Here is a 23,468-nt window from a genome sequence, read left to right as displayed (position 1 = left end):
CACGAGGACCCGTCATGACACAAGCCCTCCTGCGGGAGATCATCGACTACGCGAACCGCGCGAATCCGTATCCGCTGTACGAGGAGCTCCGCAGGACCCCGGTGTCCCACGACGGGGACGGCCCGTACGTGGTCAGCACGTACTACGAGATCCAGAGCCTCCTGCACGACCCGCGGATCAGCTCCGACGCCAGGAACCTGAAGTCCACCGGGGACGACCCGCTGGGCCAGGCCGAGGACGAAGGGACCGGGACGGCCCTGCCGCCGTCCTTCCTCAAGCTCGACCCGCCGGACCACGACCGCCTGCGGCGGATGACGAACCGGCCGTTCGGGCCGCCCCACACCCCCCGCCGGGTGCACGACATGCGCGACGAACTCGGCGGCCTCGTCACCGGGCTCATCGACTCGATCTCCGAGACGGGCAACCTGGACCGGGTCGACCTGGTGGACCAGTTCGCGTACCCCTTCCCGGTCACGGTCATCTGCCGGCTGCTCGGCGTGCCCCGCGAGGACGAGCCGAAGTTCCACGTCTGGGCGGAGACCCTCGCCGCGAGCCTGGACCCCGACCCTGACGCCGACCCCACCCAGCACGGCAAGGGTGCCATGGACGCCCGCATGGAACTGGGCATGTACCTGGCCGGGTTGATCGAGGAACGCCGCAAGAACCCGGGCACCGACATGCTGTCCCAGCTGGCGACCGACGACGGCCCGGACGGGTCGATGACCACCATGGAGGCGCTCAGCACCTCCGCGTTGCTGCTGATCGCGGGCCACGAGACCACGGTCAACCTGATCACCAACGGGATGCTGACCCTGCTGCGCCACCCGGACGTCCTCAAGAGGCTCCGCGAGGACCCCGGTCTGTCCGTCCCCATCGTCGAGGAGCTGCTGCGGTACGAGCCGCCCGTGCAGCTGCTCCCCCAGCGCACCACCCTCTCCGACATCGAGGTCGCTGGCGTCACGATCCCCAAGGGCGCCTCCCTGTGGCTGATCCTGGCCGCCGGGAACCGTGACCCGAAGCGGTTCGAGAACCCGGACCGCTTCGACCCCGACCGCAAGGACATCCAGCACCTCGGCCTCGGCAGCGGCATCCACAGCTGCTTCGGGGCGCCGCTGGCCCGGCAGGAGGCGCAGCTGGCGCTGAGCGAACTGGCCCGCCGGCTGGAGAACCCGCGACTGCTGGAGGACCCGCCGCCCTACCGTCAGAACGCGGTCCTGCGCGGCCCGCGCCACCTGCCGATCGCCTGCGACGGCATCCGTCCCTAAAGCTCCGGCGGCAGTACGACGACCTCGGCCGGGGTGAAGGTCACCGCGACCCGGTCCCCCACGGCCGGCGCCCCGTCCAGTCCGCACTCCGCCTCCAGCTCCGGCCCGGCCCCTGGCCGCAGCCGCAGCGCGACGTGCGTGCCGCGGAAGGTACGGGACACCACCTCGCACCGCAGGCCGGCCGCGCAGAGCGCCACCCCCGCCGGGCGGATCAGCAGCCGCTGCTCCCCCTCGGGGGATCCCTCCGGGACCGGGACCTTGCCCCACGGGGTCCCGGCCGCATCGCCCGAGACCACGGCCGGGACGACGTTCTCGAAGCCGAGGAACCGCGCCACGAACTCCGACGCGGGCCGCTGCCACACCTCCAGCGGGGTCCCGGCCTGCGCGATCCGGCCGTCCCTCATCACGACGACCCGGTCGGCCAGCGCGAAGGCCTCCCCCTGGTCGTGGGTGACGGCGAGCACCGTGGTGCCCAGCCGGGAGAACAGCTCCTGGAGTTCCACCACGAGCCGCTCCCGCAGCCCCCGGTCCAGCTGTCCCAGCGGTTCGTCGAGCATCAGCAGCCGCGGCGACGGCGCCAGCGCCCGGGCCAGCGCCACCCGCTGCTGCTCGCCGCCCGACAGGGAGGCCACCGCCCGGCCCTGGGCCCCGGGGAGCCCGACCAGTTCCAGCAGCTCCGCGACCTGGGACGCGTACGAGGCGCGTGCACCACCGCGCATCCGCAGGCCGAAGGAGACGTTCGCGCCGACGTCGCGGTGCGGGAAGAGCTGGTGGTCCTGGAACATCAGGCCCACGCCCCGCCGGTGCGCGGGCACGCCGGACTGGTCGTCCCCGCCCAGCAGCACCCGGCCCTCGGACACCTGCTGGAGCCCGGCGACGACCCGCAGCAGCGTGGACTTGCCGCTTCCGCTCGGCCCCAGCACGCACACGATCTCGTGTTCGGCGACCTCCAGGTCCACGGAGTCGACGACCGCGCGCTCACCGAAGCGGACCGACACCCCTTCCAGCTGAAGCAGTGTCATCAGAACTCCCCGGAGGTCTTGTCGGGTCGCAGTCGCTCCAGCACCAGCAGGGACACCGCGCACACCAGCATCAGGATCGTGCTCAGGGCCATCGCCTGCCCGTAGTTCATCTCGCCGGCCCGCCCCAGCAGCCGCGCCACGGCCACCGGCAGCGTCGGCCGGTCCGCCCGCGCGATGAACACGGTCGCGCCGAACTCGCCCAGCGAGACGGCGAAGGCGAAGCCGGCCGCGATCAGCAGCGCCCGCCGCACCAGCGGCAGGTCCACCTCCCGCCAGGCCCGCAGCGGCGACGCGCCGAGCACGGCGGCCGCCTCCCGCAGCCGCCCGTCGACCGCGCGCAGCACCGGCAGCATGGTCCGTACGACGAAGGGCACGCCCACCAGCGCCTGTGCCAGCGGCACCAGGATCCACGAGGTCCGCAGGTCCAGCGGCGGCTCGTCCAGGGTGATCAGGAATCCGAAGCCCACCGTCACGGCGGACACCCCGAGGGGCAGCATCAGCAGCGCGTCGAAGCCGCGTACGAAGCGGCCCGCGCGCCGGGTCAGCGCGGCGGCCGCGAGTCCCCCGATGAACAGGGCGATCGCGGTGGCGGCGAGCGCGTACCGCAGGGAGTTCCAGATCGCCTCCAGCGGCGGCACCAGGAAGGTCCCGCCGCCGGCGCCCGCGTCCTGGAGCGCGCGGTAGAAGCCGAGGCCGTATCCGCCGGGGGTGTCGAAGGACCGCTCGACCAGCACGCCCAGCGGGAGCACGATCAGCAGCGCCACGGTCAGCAGCACCGCGCCCAGCAGCGTGCGCTGCGCCCAGCCGCGCGGCCGGTGCGTGGTCCGGCCCGGGTCCACCAGCCGCAGCGCGGTCTCGCGCCGGCGTACGGTCCGGGCGTGCACGGCGAGGATCCCGCCGATCGCGGCGAACTGAACCATCGTCAGCACGGCGGCCGTCGGCAGGTCCAGGAGCTGCGCGGTCTGCCGGTAGACCTCCACCTCCAGGGTGGAGTACGCGGGCCCGCCCAGGATCAGCACGACGCCGAAGGAGCTGAAGGTGAACAGGAAGACCATCAGCGAGGCCGCGGCCACCGACGGGGCCAGCGCGGGCAGGGTCACGCGCCGCCAGGCGGCGAACCGGCCGGCGCCCAGCACCCGGGCGGCCTCCTCCTGGCGCGGATCGAGCTGGGCCCACAGCCCGCCGACGGTGCGGACGACGACCGCGTAGTTGAAGAAGACGTGCGCGAGGAGGATCGCCCAGACGGTGGTGTCGAGCCGGACCCCCATCGTTTCGTCCATCAGCCCGCCGCGCCCCAGCAGTGCGAGGAAGGCGGTGCCGACGACCACGGTCGGCAGCACGAAGGGAACGGTCACCACGGCCCGCAGCAGCTGCTTGCCGGGGAACTCGAAGCGCGCGAAGACGTACGCGCCGGGGAGGGCGATCAGCAGCGTGAGCACGGTGGAGGCGAGCGCCTGCCAGGTGGTGAACCACAGCACGTCGGCGATGTCGGGCCGGCTCAGTACCTCGCCGATCCGGCCGAACTGCCAGCCCTCGTCGGTCTTGAGGCCGCGGCCGACGATCGCGGCGACGGGATAGGCGAAGAACAGCCCGAAGAAGGCCAGGGGCACGGCCATGAGGGCGAGCCGTACGGCGGTCGCCCGGCCGCCCTCGCGGGGGCCGGGGCCCGGCGCGGCGCCTCCCGGCGCCGCGCCCGACCCCTTGGTACCGCCTACTTCACGACCAGCGAGGTCCATGCCTTGACCCACTGCTCACGGTTCTTGGCGATGGTCTCGGGGGCCACGTTCTCCGGCTTCTCGACCACCACTCCGTGCTTCGTGAACAGCTCCGGCAGGGAGGCGTCCTTCGTCACCGGGTTCACGAACATCTGGAGCGGCATGTCCTCCTGGAACTTCTTGCTGATCAGGAAGTCCAGCAGGGCCTTGCCGCCCGCCTCGTTCTTCGCTCCCTTGAGCAGGCCCGCGAACTCGACCTGGCGGAAGCAGGTGCCGGTGGCGACGCCCGTCGGGGCCTCGGCCGGCTGCGGCTCGCCGTACAGCACCTCGACCGGCGGGCTGGAGGCGTAGGAGACGACCAGCGGGCGGTCGCCCTTGGCCTTCTTGCCGCCCGCGGAGCCGGAGAACCGCTCGTTGTAGGCCTGCTCCCAGCCGTCGACGACCTCGACGCCGTTGGCCTTGAGCTTGCTCCAGTAGTCCTTCCAGCCCTCCTCGCCGTACTTGCCGACGGAGGCGAGCAGGAAGCCGAGACCGGGCGAGGAGGTCGCGGCGTTCTCGGTGACCAGCAGGTTCTTGTACTCGGGCTTGACCAGGTCGTCCAGCGTCTGCGGAGGGGCGATCTTCTTGTCGGCGAAGTAGGCCTTGTCGTAGTTGACGCAGATGTCGCCGGAGTCGATCGGGGTGACCCGGTGCTCCTTGTCGAGCACGTACTCGGGCTTGACCGTGTCCAGGCCCTTGGCCTCGTACGCCGTGAAGATGCCGTTGTCGAGGGCGCGCGAGAGCAGGGTGTTGTCCACGCCGAAGAACACGTCGCCGCGCGGGGAGCCCTTGGTGAGGATCTCCTGGTTCAGGGCGGCGCCGGCGTCGCCGGACTTCAGCACCTTGACGGTGTAGCCGCTCTGCTGCTCGAACTCCTTGAGGACCGTGTCGGTCACGTTGAAGGAGTCGTGGGAGACGAGCGTGACGGTCTTGTCGGTCGTGCCCGCGGACTCGTCGCCGGCGTCGCCGCACGCGCTCAGCGTGGTGACGCCCAGCGCGGCCGCGAGCGCGGCGCCCGCGATCTTCTTGGTGGTGCTCACTGGTGAATTCCTCCTGGGATGTCCAGGAGAAGACGCGGCCCTGCCCGGCGCTCTGTGGGAGCGGACGCCGGGCAGGGCGCAACAGCTTGAGTGGTGACCGAACTTCCTACCCCGAATGACCGGGGCGAGGTTCAGAGGGTCTGCGGATGACGGATACCGCACTCTCAGCGCTGTGGCGCTCCCCTGTCGGAATATGAAATTGGTTCGGCCACAGGGTACCCCGTGGCCGAATAGGGCTCCGCTGACCGGAACCTAGCGCTCCGAGGCCGCCAGCTGGCCGCACGCGCCGTCGATCTCCTGGCCGCGGGTGTCCCGTACGGTCACGGGCACGCCGTGGCGGGCGATCGCCTCCACGAAGGCCTTCTCGTCCTCGGGCCGGGAGGCGGTCCACTTCGAGCCGGGCGTGGGGTTCAGCGGGATCAGGTTGACGTGGACGCGCTTGCCCTTGAGCAGCTTGCCCAGCAGGTCACCGCGCCAGGCCTGGTCGTTGATGTCGCGGATCAGGGCGTACTCGATGGAGATCCGGCGGCCGGACTTCTCCGCGTACTCCCAGGCCGCGCCGAGCACCTCGCGGACGTTCCAGCGGGTGTTCACCGGGACCAGCGTGTCGCGCAGCTCGTCGTCGGGCGCGTGCAGCGAGACGGCGAGGCGGCACTTGAAGCCCTCGTCGGCGAATCGCAGCATGGCCGGGACCAGGCCGACGGTGGAGACGGTGATGCCCCGCTGCGACAGGCCCAGGCCGTCGGGCTCGGGGTCGGTGAGCCGGCGGATGGCGCCGACCACGCGGTTGTAGTTGGCGAGCGGCTCGCCCATGCCCATGAAGACGATGTTCGACAGCCGGGCCGGGCCGCCGGGTACCTCGCCGTCGCGCAGCGCGCGCATGCCGTCGACGATCTGGTGCACGATCTCGGCGGTGGAGAGGTTGCGGTCGAGGCCCGCCTGGCCGGTGGCGCAGAACGGGCAGTTCATGCCGCAGCCGGCCTGCGAGGAGATGCACATGGTGACGCGGTCGGGGTAGCGCATCAGCACGGACTCGACGAGCGTGCCGTCGTGCAGCTTCCACAGGGTCTTGCGGGTGGTGTCGTCGTCGCACGAGATGTGCCGGATGACGTTCATCAGGTCCGGCAGCAGCTCCTGCTGGAGCTTCTCCCGCGAGGCCGCCGGGATGTCGGTCCACTCGGCCGGGTCGTGGGCGTAGCGCGCGAAGTAGTGCTGGGAGAGCTGCTTGGCCCGGAACGGCTTCTCGCCGATCGCGGCGACCGCCTCACGGCGCTCGGCCGGGGTCATGTCGGCGAGGTGCCGGGGCGGCTTCTTGGCCCCGCGGGGGGCGACGAAAGTGAGCTCACCCGGGACAGGACGGGGGGCCATGAGTGGTACTCCTCAAATCTGACGAACCCTGGGCGGGCGATCTCCGCACAGGAGCGGAGTCGACGTGGTGGCACGCCCGGTGCCCGGAGAGCTCACGGGTCCATCCCGTAGAAACGGGAAAGCGCACCACGTATGAGTGGCGCGCTTTCCAGGATAACCCGGACGGGTCAGCCGGTGCCCACGAAGGCCGCCAGCAGCAGCCACACCACCGGGGCGGTCGGCAGCAGCGAATCGAGCCGGTCCATGATCCCGCCGTGGCCCGGAAGGAGGGTGCCCATGTCCTTGATGCCCAGGTCCCGCTTGATCATGGACTCGCCCAGGTCGCCCAGGGTGGCGCTGACCGCGACCGCCAGACCGAGCAGGAGGCCCTGCCACCAGACACCGCCGTCGATCAGGAACTCCATGCACAGCGCGCCGGCCGCCATCGCGAAGGCCACCGCGCCGAACAGTCCCTCGCGGGTCTTTCCGGGGCTGATGCGCGGCGCGAGCTTGGTCTTCCCGAAGCGCCAGCCGACCGCGTAGGCGCCGGTGTCGCTGACCACGGTCAGGAGCAGGAAGGTGATCACGCGCTGGGGGCCGTCGTCGGCGGTGAGCAGCATCGCGACGAAGGTGGCCAGGAAGGGCACGTAGAACGCCGCGAAGGCGCCCGCCGTGACGTCCTTGAGGTAGTCCTCGGGCGGTTCGGTCATCCGCCACACCAGGACCGCCAGCACGGTCAGGGCCATGGCGACCCAGGCGCCCTCGGCCCCCCGGACGTACCCGGCGATGACCATGGCCGCGCCGCCGACCGCGAGCGGGACCAGCGGGGCCTTGATGCCCTTCTTCTCCTGCAGCCGCGAGGTGAGCTCCCACAGGCCCACGACGACCGCGACGACGATGACGCCGACGAAGACCGCCTTGACGATCAGCAGCGAGGCGAAGATCACCGCGCCGAGACCGACGCCGACCCCTATGGCGGCGCGCAGATCCCGGCCCGCGCGCTTCTTCGGCGGCGGGGGCGAGGCGTCCTGCGGCTGCGGGGCATGCGGAGGCGGGGGGCTGGGCATGGGCTCCTGCGGCGGCGTATCGGCGCGGAAGAGGGGGCCGCCGTCCAGGGCGGCCCCCCGATCGCGTGCTTCCCGGTCGTCGAAGTCACGGCCGGCGGCATCGGGCACGATGGGCATGGGCCGAGTGTGCGGGCCCACCTGCGCATCGTATGCGGGACCCGCCGGAACCGGCTCCGGCTGCCAGGAAGTGTCGTTCATCAGACTTCGAGGAGCTCGGCTTCCTTGTGCTTGAGGAGGTCGTCCACCTGCGCGACGTACTTCGCGGTGGTGTCGTCGAGCTCCTTCTCCGCGCGACGGACCTCGTCCTCGCCGGCTTCCTTGTCCTTGACGAGCTTGTCGAGGGCGTCCTTGGCCTTGCGGCGCACGGCGCGGATGGAGACCTTGGAGTCCTCCGCCTTGGTGCGGGCGACCTTGATGTACTCCTTGCGTCGGTCCTGCGTCAGCTCGGGGAAGGTCACCCGGATGATGCTGCCGTCGTTGCTCGGGTTGACACCGAGGTCGGAGTCGCGGATGGCCTGCTCGATGTTGCGCAGGGCGCTCTTGTCGAACGGGGTCACGATCGCCATGCGCGGCTCGGGCACCGAGAAGGAGGCGAGCTGGTTGATGGGCGTGATGGCGCCGTAGTAGTCCGCCACGATCTTGTTGAACATCGCCGGGTGCGCACGGCCGGTGCGAATCGCGGCGAAGTCTTCCTTGGCGACGACGACGGCCTTTTCCATCTTCTCCTCGGCCTCGAGGAGGATCTCTTCGGTCACCACGTGCTCCTGCATGTCTTGAATGGATGGTTCAGGCGGGCGGGGCCGGCGGGGCCGGTCCGGGCTCGGTCCGGCAGCGGACCGCTCAGACCCGGGTTTCCTGGTCGCTGACGAGCGTGCCGATCTTCTCACCCTTGACGGCGCGGGCGATATTGCCCTCGGCGAGCAGCTCGAACACGAGGATCGGCAGCTTGTTGTCGCGGCAGAGCGTGATCGCGGTGGCGTCGGCGACCTTGAGGTCGCGGGAGAGGACCTCGCTGTACTCCAGCGCGTCGAACTTGACCGCGTCCGGGTTCTTCTTCGGGTCGGAGTCGTAGACCCCGTCGACGCCGTTCTTGCCCATGAGCAGGGCCTCGGCGTCGATCTCCAGGGCACGCTGGGCGGCCGTGGTGTCGGTGGAGAAGTACGGCATGCCCATGCCCGCGCCGAAGATGACGACGCGGCCCTTCTCCAGGTGGCGCACGGCACGCAGCGGGATGTACGGCTCCGCGACCTGGCCCATGGTGATGGCGGTCTGCACGCGGGAGTCGATGCCCTCCTTCTCCAGGAAGTCCTGGAGCGCGAGGCAGTTCATGACGGTGCCGAGCATGCCCATGTAGTCGGACCGTGCCCGGTCCATGCCGCGCTGCTGGAGTTCGGCGCCGCGGAAGAAGTTGCCGCCGCCGATCACGATGGCGATCTCCGCGCCGTCGCGGACCACCGCGGCGATCTCACGCGCGATGGCGTGGACGACGTCGGGATCGACGCCCAGTCCTCCGCCACCGGAGAAGGCCTCGCCCGACAGCTTCAGCATGAAGCGGCGGCCCTTCTTGTCCTGGTCGCTCTTGTCGTCGGATGCGGTGTGGGGGTCCACGCCCTGATTCATGGAGATCTCCTCGTGCACATACGAAGAAGGCCATTGCCGGTGGGTCCTTGCGGTTCCCTCTACGGCAATGGCCTCCTCGTCAGATCTGCGGTCGCCTCGCGCAAGCGCGGACGACTGCTTCAGACCCTACCGGGGTCCGGTGTCCGTCGCGTACGGACGGACTCAGATGCCGACCTTGATGCGGGTGAAGCGCTTCAGGGTGACACCGGCCTCGTCCAGAACCTTCTGGACGGACTTCTTGTTGTCCAGGGCGTACGCCTGGCCGAGCAGCGTGGCGTCCTTGAAGAAGCCGTTGACGCGACCCTCGACGATCTTCGCGATGGCAGCCTCGGGCTTGCCCTCCGCGCGGGTGACCTCTTCGGCGATGCGACGCTCGGACTCGACCTTCTCGGCCGGGACGTCCTCGGCGGACAGCCACTGCGGGGCGAACGCGGCGATGTGCTGCGCGACGCCGCGGGCGACCTCCGCGTTCTCCTTGTCGAGCTCGACCAGGACGCCGATCTGGAACGGCAGGTCGGGCATCGTGCGGTGCATGTACGCGGTCACGTAGCCGCCGTTGAACTGCGCGAAGCGGTCCAGGACGATCTTCTCGCCGAGGTTGGCGTTGGCCTCGTCGACGAAAGCGGTGACGGTCTTGCCGGGCTCGATCTCGGACGCGAGGAGCGCCTCGATGTCGGCCGGGGAGGTGGCGGCCACGTGGGCGGCCAGCTGGTTGGCGACGGCCAGGAACTTCTCGCCCTTGGCGACGAAGTCGGTCTCGCACTTCAGCTCGACGATGACACCGGAGGTGTTGTCGTCGGCGATGAGGGAGACGACCGCACCGTTCTCGGCAGAACGGCCTTCGCGCTTGGCGACGCCCTTCTGACCCTTGATGCGGAGCGCTTCCTGGGCCTTGTCGACGTCACCGTCGGCGTCCACGAGCGCGTTCTTGCAGTCCAGCATGCCGGCGCCGGTGAGCTCGCGGAGCTTCTTGACGTCAGCGGCGGTGTAGTTCGCCATGAGTCTGTGATTCTCTCTCGAAGTCGTAGATCTACGGGTGAACGGCGGAGGTGCCGCGCTCGTGGCGCGGCTCCCCCGCCGTCATCGTCCGTGCTGTGAGTGCCCGGCGTGTGAACACCGGGCGCTCTCAGTGGGTCAGGCCTGCTCGGCGTCGGCGGCCGGGGCCTCAGCCTCGGCGGCCGGGGCGGCCTCGGCGTCGGCCGGGGCGGCCTCGGCGTCGGCGGCCGGGGCCTCAGCCTCGGCGGCCGGGGCCGGGGCGGCCTCGGCGTCGTCGGCCTTCTTGTCACCCTCGAGCAGGTCGCGCTCCCACTCGGCGAGCGGCTCGGCGGCGGCCTTCTCGCCCGGCTTCGAGTCGCCGGTCGCAGCGCCGGAGCGGGCGATGAGGCCCTCGGCGACGGCGTCGGCGATCACGCGGGTGAGCAGGGTGACGGAACGGATCGCGTCGTCGTTACCCGGGATCTTGTAGTCGACCTCGTCGGGGTCGCAGTTGGTGTCGAGGATCGCGACGACCGGGATGTGCAGCTTGCGCGCCTCACCGACGGCGATGTGCTCCTTCTTGGTGTCGACGATCCAGACGGCGCTGGGGACCTTCGACATCTCGCGGATACCACCGAGGGTCTTCTCCAGCTTGGTCTTCTCGCGGGAGAGGACCAGGAGCTCCTTCTTGGTGAGACCCGAGGCGGCGACGTCCTCGAAGTCGATCGCCTCAAGCTCCTTCAGACGCTGAAGGCGCTTGTAGACGGTGGAGAAGTTGGTGAGCATGCCACCCAGCCACCGCTGGTTGACGTACGGCATACCAACGCGCGTCGCCTGCTCGGCGATGGCCTCCTGGGCCTGCTTCTTGGTACCGACGAACATGATGGAGCCACCGTGCGCGACGGTCTCCTTCACGAACTCGTAGGCGCGGTCGATGTACGACAGCGACTGCAGCAGGTCGATGATGTAGATGCCGTTGCGCTCCGTGAAGATGAAGCGCTTCATCTTCGGGTTCCAACGACGGGTCTGGTGACCGAAGTGGACGCCGCTTTCCAGCAGCTCCCGCATCGTGACGACGGCCATGGCCATCTCCTTGGTTTCTCGGTTTTGGTTCCTGACGCCCCACCGCGCCCTGCCCCATGAGGGACCGAGAGACGCTGCCACCTGGCCGTTTCGGGCTGGTGCTGGGGCGTGCGAAGTCGACCCGGTGACCCGGATCGCCACAAGAAGTGTACGGGACCCGGCGGTATGCCGGGTGACGCCGTTGTCCACAACGCCCGGCCCGTCCACAGGCCGGCCCTCGGCCGTGTGCGGGCGCGGGACGCTACGGCCCATGACGACCTTGCTGCTCAGCCTGCTCCTGGTCCTGGCCCAGGCGGTCCTTCCGGGACCCGCTCCCGGGCCCGTTCCCGGCGTCCGGCCGCTGCCCGCGCCCCTGAGGGTGGCCCGCTGGTGGGACCCGCCGCCGACCCCGTACGCGGCCGGGCACCGCGGCGTGGACCTGTCCGCCCCGGTGGGCGCGGAGCTCCGCGCGGTCGGGCCCGGCCGGGTCCACTACGCCGGGCTGGTCGCGGGTCGCGGGGTGCTCTCCCTGACCCTTCCGAACGGCCTGCGCACGACCTACGAACCGGTCCGCCCACTGGTCACGGAGGGCGAGGAGGTCACGGCGGGCCAGGTGGTGGCGGTCCTGACGGAGGGCTCCCACTGCCCGCAGCCCTGCCTCCACTGGGGCCTCCTGTCAGGCGAGACGTACCTCAACCCGCTCACCCTCGCCCCCCACCCGACCCCCCGCCTCCTGCCGAATCCAGCCCCGCCGACGTTTGAGGCGCGGGGCCGAGGGGGGAGCCCAGACCCTTGAGCCGCACCGGCACACCCAGCGGGAGCGAGATTCAGCCCCGCCGACGTGTAGGCACGGGCCCGGGGCGGAGCCCCGATCCTTGAGCCGCACCGGCACACCCAGCGGGAGCGAGATTCAGCCCCGCCGGCGTGTGGGCGCGGGGTCCGGGGCGCAGCCCCAGGGCCTCAGCCGCGCACGCCCCGCAGGGCCATGGCCACGGCCGCCTCCGTCACCACGGCCGGATCCTCGGCGGCCCCGAGCTCGATCCGCCGGACGGCGGCGTCCACCACGCCCTGGAGGAGCATCGCCGCGAGCCGGGGCTCCTGCTGCCCGAGGGCGGCGAGCGCCTCGACGATCATCGCGACCAGTCCCCCGTGCGCCGCACGGATCTTCTCCCGCGCCCCGGCGTCCAGCTCGCTCGCCGAGATGGCCACCACCGCCCGGTGCCGCTGGTCCCCCACCAGCCCCAACTGGCTCCGCACGTAGGCCTCGATCTTCGCCTCCGGCGACGGGGCCCGCTCCATCGCCGCCTCGATCTCGGCGGCCCACACGGGGAAGTCCACCGCGCACAGCTCTTCGACGACGGCCGCGCGGGAGCGGAAGTATTCGTACACGGAGGACCGGGCGAGCCCGGTCCGCTCCGCCAGGGCTGGGAAGGTCAGCGCCTCCGTCCCGCCTTCGGACAGCAGGGAACGCGCGGCGTCCAAGAGGGCGCCGCGCTGCATCGACCGGTGCTCGGCCACGGAGGCCGCTCGAATCCTGGGCACGCATCCACTCTACGGACGTGGCGCAAGCTCACCGTCCTACATCCGCCAACTTCGCGCGCAGCTGCAGGACGGACTTGGTGTGGATCTGACTGACCCGGCTCTCGGTGACGCCCAGCACGTTCCCGATCTCGGCGAGCGTGAGGCCCTCGTAGTAGTAGAGGGTCACCACGGTCTTCTCCCGCTCGGGCAGTGTGTTGATGGCCCGCGCCAGCAGGCGCCGCAGTTCGCGGTCCTCCGCCACCTCGACCGGGTTGTCGGCGGCGGTGTCCTCCAGGGTGTCCATCAGCGAGAGGCGGTCGCCGCCCTCGCCGCCGACGTGCAGCAGCTCCTCCAGCGCGACCACGTTCGCGAGGGACAACTGGCTGAAGACGGTGTGGAGGTCCTCCACCCCGATGCCCATCTCCCCGGCGACCTCGCTCTCCGTCGGGGTGCGCCGCAGCTGCGCCTCCAGCGTGGCGTACGCCCGCTCCACGGCCCGCGCCTTCTGCCGGACGGAGCGGGGGATCCAGTCCAGGGCCCGCAGTTCGTCGATCATGGCGCCGCGGATCCGGGTGATCGCGTACGTCTCGAACTTGATCGACCTGTCGATGTCGAACTTCTCGATGGCGTCGATCAGTCCGAAGACCCCGGATGAGACGAAGTCGGCCTGCTCGACATTGGGCGGCAGCCCCACGCTGACGCGGCCGGCGACGTACTTCACCAGGGGCGAGTAGTGCAGGATCAATTGCTCCCGCAGTCGCTCGTCACCCGATTCCTTGTACGAGCGCCACAGCACCTCCAGGGACGAGGGCGCGGTGGACCGCACGCTGCCGCGGGCAGCGGGGGGCACCGCAGCGCGGTCAGACCCTGAGGTGTGCTGGGGCATGCTTCGCCTTTGCCGGAGCCGGATTCCTTGGGAGCGTAGCGTGACGGAAGTGTCGCGGTGCGCGAAGAGTACGGGATGGCGCGGGGGCACAGGCGCGCCCCGGCTCGCACGCGCCGCCCGGGACCGGCGCCGCGCGCACGGTCCCGGCGGCTGCCATCGGGAAGACCGCGTCTCTCATCGGTTTCACTCTTTCACCGGAACTCCCCAGGTCAACGACCGCCTCGCCGGGCGGACCGGGTTTGTGTGTCCCCTCCAGCCGTGTGTCTGCTCAACTGCCAGCCGTCGCCCTGCCGTTCGACGAACCCCAGAGAGTGAAGTTCGTACAGTCTGCCGATGACTTCATCGGTGCCGGTGCCGGAGGCAAGTGCCACCTCCGCCGCGTCAGCCGGGCGTCCGGCCGGGAGCGCTTCGAGCACTCGGACGGTGTCCCGGTCCAGCAGGTCCCGGGCGAGCACCGGGCCGCGCCGCTCGGGAGCCAGCTCCCCCATGGCGCCCACCAGTTCGACGACTTCCGCCGCGTCGGTGACGAGCGCGGCCTCGCCCCTCAGCAGCTCGTGCACCCCGGCCGAGAGCGCGCTGGTGGCGGGCCCCGGGATGCCCATCGTGATCCGCCCGAGCTGCTGGGCCCGCCGGGCGGTGACCAGGGAACCGCTGCGGTGGGCGGCCTCCACGACGACCGTGCCCCGGGTGAGGGCGGCGATGACCCGGTTGCGCAGGACGAACCGGCTGGGGGTCGGGTGGCTGCCGGGCGGCAGCTCCCCGAGGATCAGCCCCTGGCCGGCGATCCGGTCGAGCAGCCCGGAGTGTCCGCGGGGGTAGGCGACGTCCACCCCGCAGGCGAGCACCGCCGCGGTCGCGCCGCTCGGGGCGAGGGCCCCGCGGTGGGCGGCGCCGTCGATGCCGAACGCGGCCCCGGAGACCACGACCCAGCCCCGCTCGGCGAGCCCGGCGGCCAGAGTCTGGGCCATGTGCGCGCCGTACGGGGTGCAGGCCCGGGCCCCGACCACGGCGACCGAACGCAGCGCCCACGTCCGCAAGTTCGGCCGGCCCCGCAGCCACAGCCCGACGGGGCGGGCGTCGCCGAGGTCGTCGAGCTGGGTCGGCCACTCCGCCGATCCCGGGAACACGAACCGGCCTCCCGCCGCGGCGGCCTGTTCGAGGTCGCGGCGCGGATCGGCCAGCGCCGCCCGTCTGCGGTATCCGGCGAGCCGCTCCGGTCCCACTCCGGCCGGGGCCTCCGATCCCGCCTCGGGGCCGGTGAGCAGCCCCATCAGCCCGACCGCGCCGTGCTCGCGCAGCCAGCGCCCGCCGTGCTCGTCCCCGGGCTCCAGCACCCGTGTGAGCGCCGCCCGCGCCAGCAGTTCCCCTTCGCCGGCGCCGGTCACGTCGCGCCTCCCGTCACCGGGATCGCCCCGCGGGTGATCCCGGTCCGCAGCTCCAGCGCCACCGCCACGTCCAGCGCGTCGGGCCGGTCCCGCCCCCGCAGGTCGGCGACGGTCCAGGCGACCCGCAGGACCCGGTCCAGCCCGCGCGCGGTGAGCAGCCCCCGCTCCAGATCGCGCTCGGCCTGCGCCAGTGCCCCCGGGCCCACCTGCCACCGGGTCCGCAGCTCCTGTCCGGGCACTTCGGAGTTGAGCCGCCAGGGGGTGCCGGCGAGCCGGGCCGCGGCGCGCTCCCGGGCCTCCCGCACCCGCCCGGCGACCACGGCGGTGGCTTCTCCCCGCCCGCCCTGCCCCAGCAGATCGGAGCGGGTCACGGGCTCGACCTGCACCCTGAGGTCCACCCGGTCGAGCAGCGGCCCGGACAGCCGCGCCTGGTAGCGCCGGATCACCGAGGGCGGGCATTCGCACCCGGCTCCCAGCAGGGTGTGGCGCCCGCACGGGCACGGGTTCGCGGCAAGCACCATCAGGAACCGGGCCGGCAGCCTCACCACCCCGGCCGCGCGGGCGATGACCACGTGTCCCGATTCGAGGGGCTGGCGCAGCGCGTCCAGGGCCCGGCTGTGGAACTCGGCGGCCTCGTCCAGGAAGAGCACGCCGCGGTGGGCCAGGGAGACCGCCCCGGGCCTGGGGACGCCGGTGCCGCCGCCCACCAGGGACTGCATGGTCGCCGAATGGTGCGGTGCGCAGTACGGCGGCCGGGCGACCAGTGGTTCGCCGGGCGGGAGGATTCCCGCGACCGAGTGCACGGCCGTGACCTCGACCGAGTCCTGGCGGGTGAGCGGCGGCAGGATCCAGGGCAGCCGCTCGGCCAGCATCGTCTTCCCCGCGCCCGGGGGTCCGCTGAGGAACAGGTGGTGGCCTCCGGCGGCCGCCACCTCCAGGGCGCGGCGGGCCGTGTGCTGCCCGGCCACGTCGGCGAGGTCGGGGAAGTCCGCGGCGTCCCCGCGGCCGCCGCGGCCGGGGGCGAGACCCGTGCCCAGCCCCGCCCCGGGGACGAGCAGGCCGGCCAGTATCGGATCGGGGCGCCCCGGCGGTTCGGGCGGCTCCTCCTCGGGGACCACCCCGTCGGTCAGGACCGCGATCAGCTGGCGCAGGCTGCGCACGCCGAGCACCGAGACGTCCGGCACGAGGGCGGCCTCGGCGGCGCACTGCTGCGGCACGACCACCTGCCGGTATCCGGCCTCCGCCGCGGCGAGGACCGCGGGCAGGATCCCGCGGACGGGACGCACCCGGCCGTCCAGTCCCAGCTCACCGATGAGGACGAGGTCGGCGATGGCGACCGGGTCGACCACCTCGGCGGCCCCGAGCACGGCCGCGGCGACGGCCAGGTCGAATCCGGCGCCGGACTTCGGCACGGAGGCGGGGCTGAGCCCGACCGTGAGCTTCTTCTGCGGCCAGGCCGCACCGGAGTTGACCACGGCCGCCCGCACCCGGTCCCGGCTCTCGACGAGGGTCTTGTCCGGCAGCCCCACCAGGGTGAAGGCCGCGACCCCGGGCTCCAGATCTGCCTGGACCTCGACCACCACCCCGTCGACGCCGATCAGGGCCACCGAGCAGGCTCGCGCGAAGCCCATCAGGCCACCCCCCTGACGTGTTCCACCAGGGGAGCGCCGCGCCGCGGCAGCAGGACTCCGACGAGGTCGATGCGCACGCCGCCCGGGGGCGGTCCGCCGTGGTCGGCGAGCCACCGCCCGGCGAGCCCCCGTAAGCGCTCGGCCTTGGCAGGCCGCACGGCGGCCATGGGATGCTCGAAGTCAGCCGCCCGGCGGGTCTTGACCTCGCACACGACGAGGGCGTCCCCGTCCCGCGCGACGATGTCGATCTCACCGCCGCGGCACCGCCAGTTCCGCGCGATCACGGTCATCCCGGCCTCGGTCAGCCGCCGCGCCGCGAGTTCCTCGCCGTACCGCCCCAATGCCTGCTGTGCCACGCCCTTCGCGTTCATCCGGCACCACCTCCGGCACCGACGGTCCCGCGTCCCCGCCCACCTTGTGGATCTTGGTGGACAAGCCGGCCGTTGTGGACAACCCCCTCACCCTCCCGGGTGAGGGAACTCAGCTGCCGGGCAGTTCGAGGTCGCTCTTGTTGAGCTCCTCGATGTTCACGTCCTTGAAGGTCAGCACCCGGACCTGCTTCACGAAGCGGGCCGGCCGGTACATGTCCCAGACCCACGCGTCGGCCATGGAGACCTCGAAGAAGACCTCGCCCTGGACCGAGTGCACCTGCATCTCGTAGTCGTTGGTGAGGTAGAAACGGCGTTCGGTCTCGATCACATACTTGAACAGCCCGACGACGTCGCGGTACTCCCGATAGAGCTTCAGCTCCATCTCGGTCTCGTACTTTTCGAGGTCCTCGGCACTCATGGCATGTTCCCCTTCAGCCGTGCGTCCCCCTATTGTGCGCCAGGCCCATGCGCCCCTAAACGATTTCCGGGGCCAGGACCACCGGCTCACCCGGAGGACCGTCGTCGAGCAGCGTACGGAGCAGCTCGGCGAGTCTGGTCGGGTACACCGTCTCATGGGCCGAGAGAAGTTCCTCGGAGGTCCACCACCTGGCTCCGGTGACGCTGCGCCGCTCCAGCTCGGTGAGCCCGCCCATCTCGGTCGCGGTCTGGCTGGTACGTGCAAGGAAGTACCACTCGTCCTGCTCCCAGCGGCGCCCGTCGAAGGGGAAGGAGCAGTAGCGGTGCCACAGCACCGGCCCCAGCTCCACCTCTGTGATCCCCGTCTCCTCCGCCAGCTCGCGCAGTGCGGCCTGCTCCCGGCTCTCGTTGCCCTCCAGCCCGCCGCCCGGGGTGAACCACCAGTCGTCCGAGGGGTCCGCCGGCTCGAAGCCGTGCAGCAGCAGGATCCGGTCCTCCGGGTCCAGCAGGATCACCCGCGACACCTTCCGGTGGCCCGTTCCGGCCTGGTCAGCGGACACCGGCCCGCTCCTGCCGCCGCCTGCGCCCCAGGACCCGCGCCAGGGGGCCGTACGCGGCCCCCAGCAGGACCAGGGCGGCGCCGGCGGCCACCGCCACCAGCTGGAGCCGCAGCGGCCCGGGCCGCGAGATGCCGCCGGGCAGGGCGGCGTACGTCGCCGGCCGCTCCAGCATCTTCGCGGAGGGCCAGGCCAGGGCGTCGACGCGGGCGCTGACGGCCGACCGGGGCACGGTCCCCTGCCCGGCCTCCTGCAGGTGGGCCCGGGAGTCCAGGGACGCGGCCCGCCGGTCGCCCAGCAGGAAGAGGTTCCCCTCGGGGACCGTCACCTCGAAGGGGGTCCCGGGCGGCGGGGCCTGCCCCGGCGGCGTGGCGAGACCCGTGTCCGGCCGGGTGGTGTCGGCGTACGGCTCGTCCAGCGGCGTGCCGTTCACGGTGAGTTCGCCGCCCGCGCCGCAGCACTTCACGGTGTCGCCGCCGATGCCGACGACCCGCTTGACCATGGGCGAATCGCTCCACAGGGAATCAGTGAAGATGACCACGTCCCCGCGGCGCACCTCCTCGCCGTCGATGCGCTGCGCGAGGACCCGGTCCCCGGGCCGCACGGTCGGCATCATCGAGTCGGTCGGCACCGTGTAGGGCTGGTAGAGGAACGCCCCCCACACGAAACCGCCGAGGAAGAGCGCAAAGCCGATGGCCACGGCCAGTCCCGACAGCACATTGCCGAGACCGCCGCGGCCATCCTTGCCACTGCGTATCGCTTGTGTTCCGCCCATTGCAGCGCCCCCACACTCCGGGATCGACGACCTGGGCGGCACCCTACCGGGCGGTACGACCGCCGGTCAGCTTCTGCCTGCGCCACATGACCAGCGGAACAGCCCCGACGAGGCCCAGCGCGGCCGGGCCGAGCCCGACCGGCGCCAGTCCGGAGGCCCCAAGACCCAGCGCGGTCGCGGCGGCCTGGTTGCCGATGCCCGGCTGGTCGAAGGTGGCCGGGACCGGCAGGGTCGACCAGCGGGTGAGCGGCCACGCGATCACAACGGCGCGCCCGACGACCTTGTCGACCGGAACGAAGCCCTGGGTGGAGTCCTGCATGTGGTAGCGGGAGTCCTGGGAGTTCTGCCGGTGGTCGCCCATCACCCAGATCTTGCCCTTGGGCACGGTGATCGGACCGAAGGGGGCGTCGTCACAAGGGGTGTTGCCGGGGAAGATGTACGGCTCGTCGAGCTCCTTGCCGTTGACGACGACCGGTCCCCCCTTCTTGCACTCGACCGTGTCACCGCCGATGGCGATGGTCCGCTTGATCAGGTCCTTCTCCTCGGCGGACGGCATGAGGCCGATCCAGCTGAGGGCCTTCTGCACGATGTTCGGCTCCGGCGTCGGCTCCCCCGAGAGCCAGTTCGCGGGGTCGTGGAAGACCACGACCTCACCGCGCTCCGGCTCGGAACCGAACCACGGGGTCAGCTTGTCCACCAGCACCCGGTCACCGCGCTGCAGCGTGTCCTGCATCGAGTCGGACGGGATCGAGAACGCCTGCACCAGGAAGGTCTTGATCAGCAGGGCCAGCAGCAGGGCGATGCCGATGAGGAGCGGAAGTTCCTTCCAGAACGAGCGGTGCGCGCGCGCCGCGGTACCGTCCTCATCGGCGTCGCGCTCGACTGCATCGTCCGGCCGCTCCTCGCCCTCGTCGCGTCCGGATCGTGCGCCTACCGCCACATCCCCCACATCCACTCCTCACTCGCGATCGCCGCCCGCGCCGAAACAGGCACGGGCCCTCCCCTCCCTTAACGAGCGGGAGTTCCCTAAGGCGCGGGAGACCGAAGACACACTATGCGAACGGCACGCCCCGACGGCGCTTACGCCGTCCGCGTCCTTCGCTCCGTGCCTGATCGGGCACCATGCGGAAGGTCGCGGGCTGTTCCAGTCGCTTCCAGTGCCCGAACGGCCAGGCGATCACCACGGCTTCGCCGACGACCCCCTTCTCGTCGATCGTTCCTTCGAAGGCCTCGTCGAGGTGGAAGCGCGAGTCCGCCGAATTCGCCCGGTGGTCGCCCATGACGAAGAGCCGGCCGGGCGGTACCTCGACCTCGAAAGTGATCTCCGAGGGGGCGTTGCCCGGGTTCACGTACGGCTCGTCGAGCGGGGAGCCGTTGACGGTGACCCGGCCCCGGCTGTCGCAGCACTGGACGGTGTCCCCGCCCACGCCGATGACGCGCTTGATGAGGTCCTGCTCGTCGGCCGAGGGCAGCAGACCGATGAAGGTCAGGGTCTGCTTGATCTGTTTGACGCCGACCGGATCCTGGGCGGGCCGGGCCGCCTCGCCCTTGAGCCAGCCGCCGGGGTCCTTGAACACGACGACGTCGCCGCGCTCGACCTTGGAGCCGAACCACGGGGTCAGCTTGTCGACGAGGACCCGGTCGCCGATCCGGATCGTCTGCTCCATCGAGCCCGAAGGGATGAAGAAGGCCTGCACCAGGAAGGTCTTGAGGAGCAGGGCTATGCACAGCGCCACCACGACCAGCAGCGGCAGCTCGCCCGCCCGGCGCGTGCGGCGGCGCCGGCGCACCTTGCGGGCCGTCCGGCGCCGTTCGGCCCGGCCGCCCTCCACCACCGGTACGGGTGTCGGTTCCGGCTCCGGTTCGGGCTCCCGCTCCCGGCCGCCGCGCGGCCGTCCCCGGTTACCCATGACCGCCGCCGACCGCGCCCCAGCGCGAAACCGGCCAGCCGATCCAGTCGGCCCGCCCGATCACCATGTCCACCGGCACCATCCCCCCGCCCGGTTCCCCGAGGTGGTCCCGTGAGTCCCGGGACTGGGACCGATGATCACCCATCACCCACAGGCTCCCCAGGGGTACGACGATCCGGAACGGCACCTTCGAGGGCACGTCACCGGGATACAGGTACGGCTCGTCCAGCGGCACGCCGTTGACCTCGACCCGCCCGGCGGCGTCGCAGCACACCACGTCGTCACCGCCGACGCCCACGACCCGCTTCACGAAGTCGGTGTCGGACGGCTCCGCGAGCCCGAGCGCCGAGGCCGCGCCGTGCAGCAGCACGCCGACCGGATTCCCCTCCGGGCGTTCCGGTACGAAGGAGCCCGTGCCGTCGAAGACCACCAGGTCCCCGCGGGCCGGCCGGTCGCCGGAACGGTACGCCAGCTTGTTGACCAGTACCCGGTCCCCGACCTGGAGGGTCGGCTCCATGGAGCGGCTCGGGATCAGGAAGGGCTGGACCACGAAGTTGCTGAAGAGCAGCAGGAAGACCGTGCAGATCACGCCGAGCACTCCGGCCCGCCGCCAGGTCAGCGGCCCCCGGGACGACGCCCGCCCGTTCGCGGGCGCCCCGGACGCGGGACCCCCGGACGCGGGTCCCCCGGAAGCCCGCTTTCGCGCGCCGGTCCTGCCTGGCGTGGAGAACGCAAAACGCGGCCGCTCCTCCCCCTCGCCGGGGGAAGAGTGGCCGCGCTGCGTGTGAGGTGCTTCGGTGTCCATCGGGGGCGAGCCTATCCGGCCGCCCCGGAACACCGGAGGCGACCTTACTTGTCGCGCTTCTCCTTGATCTTCGCGGCCTTGCCGCGGAGCTCACGGAGGTAGTACAGCTTCGCACGGCGAACGTCACCGCGGGTGATGAGCTCGATCTTCTCGAAGATCGGGGAGTGGACCGGGAAGGTACGCTCCACGCCGACGCTGAAGGAGACCTTGCGGACGGTGAAGGTCTCGGAGACCCCGGCGCCCTGGCGACGGATGACGACGCCCTTGAACTGCTGGATACGGGAGCGGTTGCCCTCGATCACGCGGACGTGCACGTTGATCGTGTCACCCGGGCGGAAGGCCGGGACGTCCGAGCGGAGCGTGGCGGCGTTGACGCCATCGAGCAGGTGAGACATGTTCTTCGTCTGCTTTCTTCGCACGACGCCACAGGCCGCCGGGCGGGTTTCCGTAGAGAATTCGGGAGCTGTCCCACCCTGCGGGCGACGGTCCCCCTGTGGCAGGGGCGCTCGCGGGCGTACAGCAGCCGCCTATTCTTCCACGGTCTGCGGCCTGCGCCAAAATCGGCCGTCCGGGGACGGCGTCCAGCCCAGGACGGAGAGGATCTCCCGGTCCTTCTTGTCGAAGGCGGAGGCCTCGCAGCGCTCGATCAGGTCGGGCCGGTTCCGCGCCGTGCGGCGGAAGGCCTCGTCCCGGCGCCAGCGGGCGATCTTCCCGTGGTGACCGCTGAGCAGCACCTCGGGGATGTCGCGGCCGCGCCACACCGGGGGCTTGGTGAAGACGGGCCCCTCCAGCAGGTTGGCCATCTCGCCCGGCGCGAAGGAGTCGTCGCGGTGCGATTCGGCGTTGCCGAGGACCCCGGGCAGCAGCCGGGCCACGGCCTCGGTGACGACCAGGACGGCTGCCTCGCCGCCCGCCAGGACGTAGTCGCCGATGGAGACCTCGTACACCGGCATGCGCGTGGCGTACTCGTCCATGACCCGGCGGTCGATGCCCTCGTACCGGGCCGGCGTGAAGATCAGCCAGGGCCGCTCGGAGAGCTCGACGGCCAGTTCCTGGGTGAAGGGCCGGCCGCTGGGCGTGGGGACGACCATGACGGGCCCGTGCGCGCCCGCCTCGTAGCCGTCGGCCAGCGCCGCGTCCAGGGCCTCGCCCCAGGGCTCGGTCTTCATGACCATGCCGGGACCGCCGCCGTACGGGGTGTCGTCGACCGTGTTGTGCCGGTCGTACGTCCAGTCCCGCAGGTCGTGGACGTGCACGTCGAGCTGCCCGCGGGCACGGGCCTTGCCGACGAGGGAGACGTTCAGCGGCTCCAGGTACTCGGGGAAGATCGTGACGACGTCGAGTCGCATCAGGCGTTGTCCCCGGAGTCCGCGTCACGGGCCGGGTCCGCGTCAGGGGCAGCGTCCTCGTCAGGGGCAGCGTCCTCGTCGGGGGCCGCGTCCTCGTCACGGGACGAGGCGACGACGGCTTCGCGCTCGTCGATCAGCCCCGGTGGCGGGGTGATGACGCAGCGCTGCTCCTCCAGGTCGATCTCGGCGACGATCTCCTCAACGAAGGGGATCATCACCTCGGAGCCGTCCGGCCGCTCGACGATGAAGAGGTCCTGCGAGGGCAGGTGGGAGATCTCGGTGATCCGGCCGATCTCGGTGCCGTCCTCAAGTACCACGTCCAGGTCCATCAGCTGGTGGTCGTAGTACTCGTCCTCCTCCTCCGGCAGCTCCGCCGGGTCCACCTCGGCGATCAGCAGGATGTTGCGCAGCGCCTCGGCCCCGGTGCGGTCCTTGACGCCGGCGAAGCGGAGCAGCAGCCGGCCGCTGTGCACCCGGCCCGTCTCGATGGTCAGCGGTCCCGCGGTGACGGGCTCCGTCTTGAGCACCGCGCCGGGGCTGAGCCGCAGCTCCGGCTCGTCCGTGCGCACCTCGACGGTGACCTCACCCTTGATGCCGTGGGCGCGGCCGATCCGCGCGACTACCAGCTCCACTGTGGTCTCTCTCCTGTTCAGACGACGACGGGCCGGGGTGGGCACGAATGCCCTCCCCGGCCCGTGCCGGTGATTCA

Annotated in this window: 24 protein-coding genes, 1 pseudogene and 1 riboswitch; of the genes and pseudogenes, 2 read left to right on the top strand and 23 right to left on the bottom strand. The window is 71.4% G+C overall.

Annotated features, from left to right (window positions below; translation table 11 throughout):
• Positions 1–14 precede the first annotated feature (14 nt).
• Positions 15–1,265 (top strand): cytochrome P450, encoded by a 1,251-nt coding sequence (locus IF88_RS0107665; RefSeq protein WP_030708581.1) that lies wholly within the window; start codon positions 15–17, stop codon positions 1,263–1,265.
• Here IF88_RS0107665 and IF88_RS0107660 read toward each other — a convergent pair.
• From IF88_RS0107660 to rpsB, 9 genes are all read right to left on the bottom strand, one after another.
• Entirely contained in the window at positions 1,262–2,287 is a 1,026-nt protein-coding gene (locus IF88_RS0107660; protein ID WP_030708577.1) for an ABC transporter ATP-binding protein, read from the bottom strand. The genes IF88_RS0107665 and IF88_RS0107660 overlap by 4 nt on opposite strands.
• On the bottom strand, positions 2,287–3,903 hold the full coding sequence (locus IF88_RS0107655; protein WP_030708576.1) for an ABC transporter permease: 1,617 nt from the start codon (positions 3,901–3,903) through the stop codon (positions 2,287–2,289). The genes IF88_RS0107660 and IF88_RS0107655 overlap by 1 nt, the downstream gene beginning before the upstream one ends.
• 95 nt (positions 3,904–3,998) lie before the next feature.
• Positions 3,999–5,081, bottom strand: coding sequence for a thiamine ABC transporter substrate-binding protein (locus tag IF88_RS0107650; protein WP_030708575.1), 1,083 nt, complete (start codon positions 5,079–5,081; stop codon positions 3,999–4,001).
• A gap of 85 nt (positions 5,082–5,166) precedes the next feature.
• A riboswitch (TPP riboswitch) is annotated at positions 5,167–5,276 on the bottom strand.
• Between the two features lie 57 nt (positions 5,277–5,333).
• Complete coding sequence (gene rlmN / locus IF88_RS0107645) at positions 5,334–6,449, bottom strand: 23S rRNA (adenine(2503)-C(2))-methyltransferase RlmN (RefSeq protein WP_030708574.1); 1,116 nt, start codon at positions 6,447–6,449, stop codon at positions 5,334–5,336.
• Positions 6,450–6,616: 167 nt separating this feature from the next.
• Positions 6,617–7,693, bottom strand: coding sequence for a phosphatidate cytidylyltransferase (locus IF88_RS0107640; RefSeq protein WP_030708572.1), 1,077 nt, complete (start codon positions 7,691–7,693; stop codon positions 6,617–6,619).
• Positions 7,693–8,250: a ribosome recycling factor gene (gene frr, locus IF88_RS0107635; protein ID WP_030708568.1), complete on the bottom strand. Its 558-nt coding sequence runs from the start codon at positions 8,248–8,250 to the stop codon at positions 7,693–7,695. Before frr ends, IF88_RS0107640 begins: the two co-directional genes overlap by 1 nt.
• Before the next feature lie 85 nt (positions 8,251–8,335).
• On the bottom strand, positions 8,336–9,115 hold the full coding sequence (gene pyrH / locus IF88_RS0107630; protein ID WP_030708566.1) for a UMP kinase: 780 nt from the start codon (positions 9,113–9,115) through the stop codon (positions 8,336–8,338).
• 162 nt (positions 9,116–9,277) lie between these two features.
• Positions 9,278–10,114 carry a translation elongation factor Ts gene (gene tsf / locus IF88_RS0107625; RefSeq protein ID WP_030708563.1) on the bottom strand — a complete coding sequence of 279 codons (837 nt, stop codon included), beginning with the start codon at positions 10,112–10,114 and terminating at the stop codon, positions 9,278–9,280.
• Between the two features lie 135 nt (positions 10,115–10,249).
• Positions 10,250–11,173 (bottom strand): 30S ribosomal protein S2, encoded by a 924-nt coding sequence (gene rpsB / locus IF88_RS0107620; protein ID WP_030708561.1) that lies wholly within the window; start codon positions 11,171–11,173, stop codon positions 10,250–10,252.
• A gap of 250 nt (positions 11,174–11,423) precedes the next feature.
• Between rpsB and IF88_RS40110 the strand changes: the two genes are divergently transcribed.
• Positions 11,424–11,948, top strand: a complete 525-nt coding sequence (locus tag IF88_RS40110) for a M23 family metallopeptidase (RefSeq protein ID WP_051836562.1) — start codon at positions 11,424–11,426, stop codon at positions 11,946–11,948.
• Positions 11,949–12,112: 164 nt separating this feature from the next.
• Here IF88_RS40110 and IF88_RS0107610 read toward each other — a convergent pair whose 3' ends face one another.
• The 14 genes and pseudogenes from IF88_RS0107610 to rimM form a co-directional block, all read right to left on the bottom strand.
• A complete protein-coding gene (locus IF88_RS0107610; RefSeq protein ID WP_030708559.1) occupies positions 12,113–12,670 on the bottom strand; it encodes a TetR/AcrR family transcriptional regulator in 558 nt (185 codons plus the stop codon).
• Positions 12,671–12,722: 52 nt separating this feature from the next.
• Positions 12,723–13,559: an RNA polymerase sigma factor WhiG gene (whiG, locus tag IF88_RS0107605; RefSeq protein WP_051836561.1), complete on the bottom strand. Its 837-nt coding sequence runs from the start codon at positions 13,557–13,559 to the stop codon at positions 12,723–12,725.
• A gap of 209 nt (positions 13,560–13,768) precedes the next feature.
• Positions 13,769–14,944 carry a DNA-processing protein DprA gene (dprA, locus tag IF88_RS43245; RefSeq protein ID WP_030708557.1) on the bottom strand — a complete coding sequence of 392 codons (1,176 nt, stop codon included), beginning with the start codon at positions 14,942–14,944 and terminating at the stop codon, positions 13,769–13,771.
• Positions 14,941–16,575 (bottom strand): YifB family Mg chelatase-like AAA ATPase, encoded by a 1,635-nt coding sequence (locus IF88_RS0107595; RefSeq protein ID WP_030708555.1) that lies wholly within the window; start codon positions 16,573–16,575, stop codon positions 14,941–14,943. The genes dprA and IF88_RS0107595 overlap by 4 nt, the downstream gene beginning before the upstream one ends.
• Positions 16,575–16,946: a YraN family protein gene (locus IF88_RS0107590; protein WP_030708553.1), complete on the bottom strand. Its 372-nt coding sequence runs from the start codon at positions 16,944–16,946 to the stop codon at positions 16,575–16,577. The genes IF88_RS0107595 and IF88_RS0107590 overlap by 1 nt, the downstream gene beginning before the upstream one ends.
• A gap of 109 nt (positions 16,947–17,055) precedes the next feature.
• The gene (locus IF88_RS0107585) at positions 17,056–17,364 is read right to left on the bottom strand and encodes a DUF2469 domain-containing protein (protein WP_005311352.1); all 309 of its coding nucleotides are present in this window, start codon (positions 17,362–17,364) and stop codon (positions 17,056–17,058) included.
• Positions 17,365–17,419: 55 nt separating this feature from the next.
• Positions 17,420–17,923, bottom strand: a complete 504-nt coding sequence (locus tag IF88_RS0107580) for an NUDIX hydrolase (protein ID WP_030708551.1) — start codon at positions 17,921–17,923, stop codon at positions 17,420–17,422.
• Positions 17,913–18,695 (bottom strand): signal peptidase I, encoded by a 783-nt coding sequence (lepB, locus tag IF88_RS0107575; protein WP_030708549.1) that lies wholly within the window; start codon positions 18,693–18,695, stop codon positions 17,913–17,915. The genes IF88_RS0107580 and lepB (IF88_RS0107575) overlap by 11 nt, the downstream gene beginning before the upstream one ends.
• Before the next feature lie 43 nt (positions 18,696–18,738).
• Positions 18,739–19,635: a signal peptidase I gene (gene lepB, locus IF88_RS0107570; RefSeq protein ID WP_030708547.1), complete on the bottom strand. Its 897-nt coding sequence runs from the start codon at positions 19,633–19,635 to the stop codon at positions 18,739–18,741.
• Positions 19,559–20,605, bottom strand: a pseudogene (gene lepB / locus IF88_RS0107565) (signal peptidase I). Before lepB (IF88_RS0107565) ends, lepB (IF88_RS0107570) begins: the two are co-directional and overlap by 77 nt.
• Positions 20,598–21,410: a signal peptidase I gene (gene lepB, locus IF88_RS43240; RefSeq protein ID WP_037805546.1), complete on the bottom strand. Its 813-nt coding sequence runs from the start codon at positions 21,408–21,410 to the stop codon at positions 20,598–20,600. Before lepB (IF88_RS43240) ends, lepB (IF88_RS0107565) begins: the two are co-directional and overlap by 8 nt.
• 44 nt (positions 21,411–21,454) lie before the next feature.
• Positions 21,455–21,805: a 50S ribosomal protein L19 gene (rplS, locus tag IF88_RS0107555; RefSeq protein ID WP_030708541.1), complete on the bottom strand. Its 351-nt coding sequence runs from the start codon at positions 21,803–21,805 to the stop codon at positions 21,455–21,457.
• Between the two features lie 132 nt (positions 21,806–21,937).
• Positions 21,938–22,759, bottom strand: coding sequence for a tRNA (guanosine(37)-N1)-methyltransferase TrmD (trmD, locus tag IF88_RS0107550; RefSeq protein ID WP_030708539.1), 822 nt, complete (start codon positions 22,757–22,759; stop codon positions 21,938–21,940).
• Complete coding sequence (gene rimM, locus IF88_RS0107545; protein WP_030708537.1) at positions 22,759–23,391, bottom strand: ribosome maturation factor RimM; 633 nt, start codon at positions 23,389–23,391, stop codon at positions 22,759–22,761. Before rimM ends, trmD begins: the two co-directional genes overlap by 1 nt.
• Positions 23,392–23,468 lie beyond the last annotated feature (77 nt).

It is taken from the genome of Streptomyces sp. NRRL F-2580 (assembly GCF_000720115.1).
In the GTDB taxonomy this organism is placed as follows: Bacteria; Actinomycetota; Actinomycetes; order Streptomycetales; family Streptomycetaceae; genus Streptomyces.
The sequence above is the reverse complement of the archived record's forward strand: the minus strand, read 5'-3'. Positions and strand labels throughout refer to the sequence as shown.

Bases quoted from the DNA above. Each gene is read 5' to 3' on its own strand.
- rplS (WP_030708541.1), bottom strand. From the start codon at position 21,805: ATGTCTCACCTGCTCGATGGCGTCAACGCCGCCACGCTCCGCTCGGAC.
- IF88_RS0107655 (WP_030708576.1), bottom strand. From the start codon at position 3,903: ATGGCCGTGCCCCTGGCCTTCTTCGGGCTGTTCTTCGCCTATCCCGTC.
- IF88_RS0107590 (WP_030708553.1), bottom strand. From the start codon at position 16,946: ATGAACGCGAAGGGCGTGGCACAGCAGGCATTGGGGCGGTACGGCGAG.
- whiG (WP_051836561.1), bottom strand. From the start codon at position 13,559: ATGCCCCAGCACACCTCAGGGTCTGACCGCGCTGCGGTGCCCCCCGCT.
- rlmN (WP_030708574.1), bottom strand. From the start codon at position 6,449: ATGGCCCCCCGTCCTGTCCCGGGTGAGCTCACTTTCGTCGCCCCCCGC.
- IF88_RS0107595 (WP_030708555.1), bottom strand. From the start codon at position 16,575: ATGGGCTTCGCGCGAGCCTGCTCGGTGGCCCTGATCGGCGTCGACGGG.
- IF88_RS0107660 (WP_030708577.1), bottom strand. From the start codon at position 2,287: ATGACACTGCTTCAGCTGGAAGGGGTGTCGGTCCGCTTCGGTGAGCGC.
- IF88_RS0107640 (WP_030708572.1), bottom strand. From the start codon at position 7,693: ATGAACGACACTTCCTGGCAGCCGGAGCCGGTTCCGGCGGGTCCCGCA.
- trmD (WP_030708539.1), bottom strand. From the start codon at position 22,759: ATGCGACTCGACGTCGTCACGATCTTCCCCGAGTACCTGGAGCCGCTG.
- pyrH (WP_030708566.1), bottom strand. From the start codon at position 9,115: ATGAATCAGGGCGTGGACCCCCACACCGCATCCGACGACAAGAGCGAC.
- IF88_RS0107665 (WP_030708581.1), top strand. From the start codon at position 15: ATGACACAAGCCCTCCTGCGGGAGATCATCGACTACGCGAACCGCGCG.
- lepB (WP_037805546.1), bottom strand. From the start codon at position 21,410: ATGGACACCGAAGCACCTCACACGCAGCGCGGCCACTCTTCCCCCGGC.
- IF88_RS0107585 (WP_005311352.1), bottom strand. From the start codon at position 17,364: ATGAGTGCCGAGGACCTCGAAAAGTACGAGACCGAGATGGAGCTGAAG.
- rpsB (WP_030708561.1), bottom strand. From the start codon at position 11,173: ATGGCCGTCGTCACGATGCGGGAGCTGCTGGAAAGCGGCGTCCACTTC.
- tsf (WP_030708563.1), bottom strand. From the start codon at position 10,114: ATGGCGAACTACACCGCCGCTGACGTCAAGAAGCTCCGCGAGCTCACC.
- lepB (WP_030708549.1), bottom strand. From the start codon at position 18,695: ATGGGCGGAACACAAGCGATACGCAGTGGCAAGGATGGCCGCGGCGGT.
- IF88_RS40110 (WP_051836562.1), top strand. From the start codon at position 11,424: ATGACGACCTTGCTGCTCAGCCTGCTCCTGGTCCTGGCCCAGGCGGTC.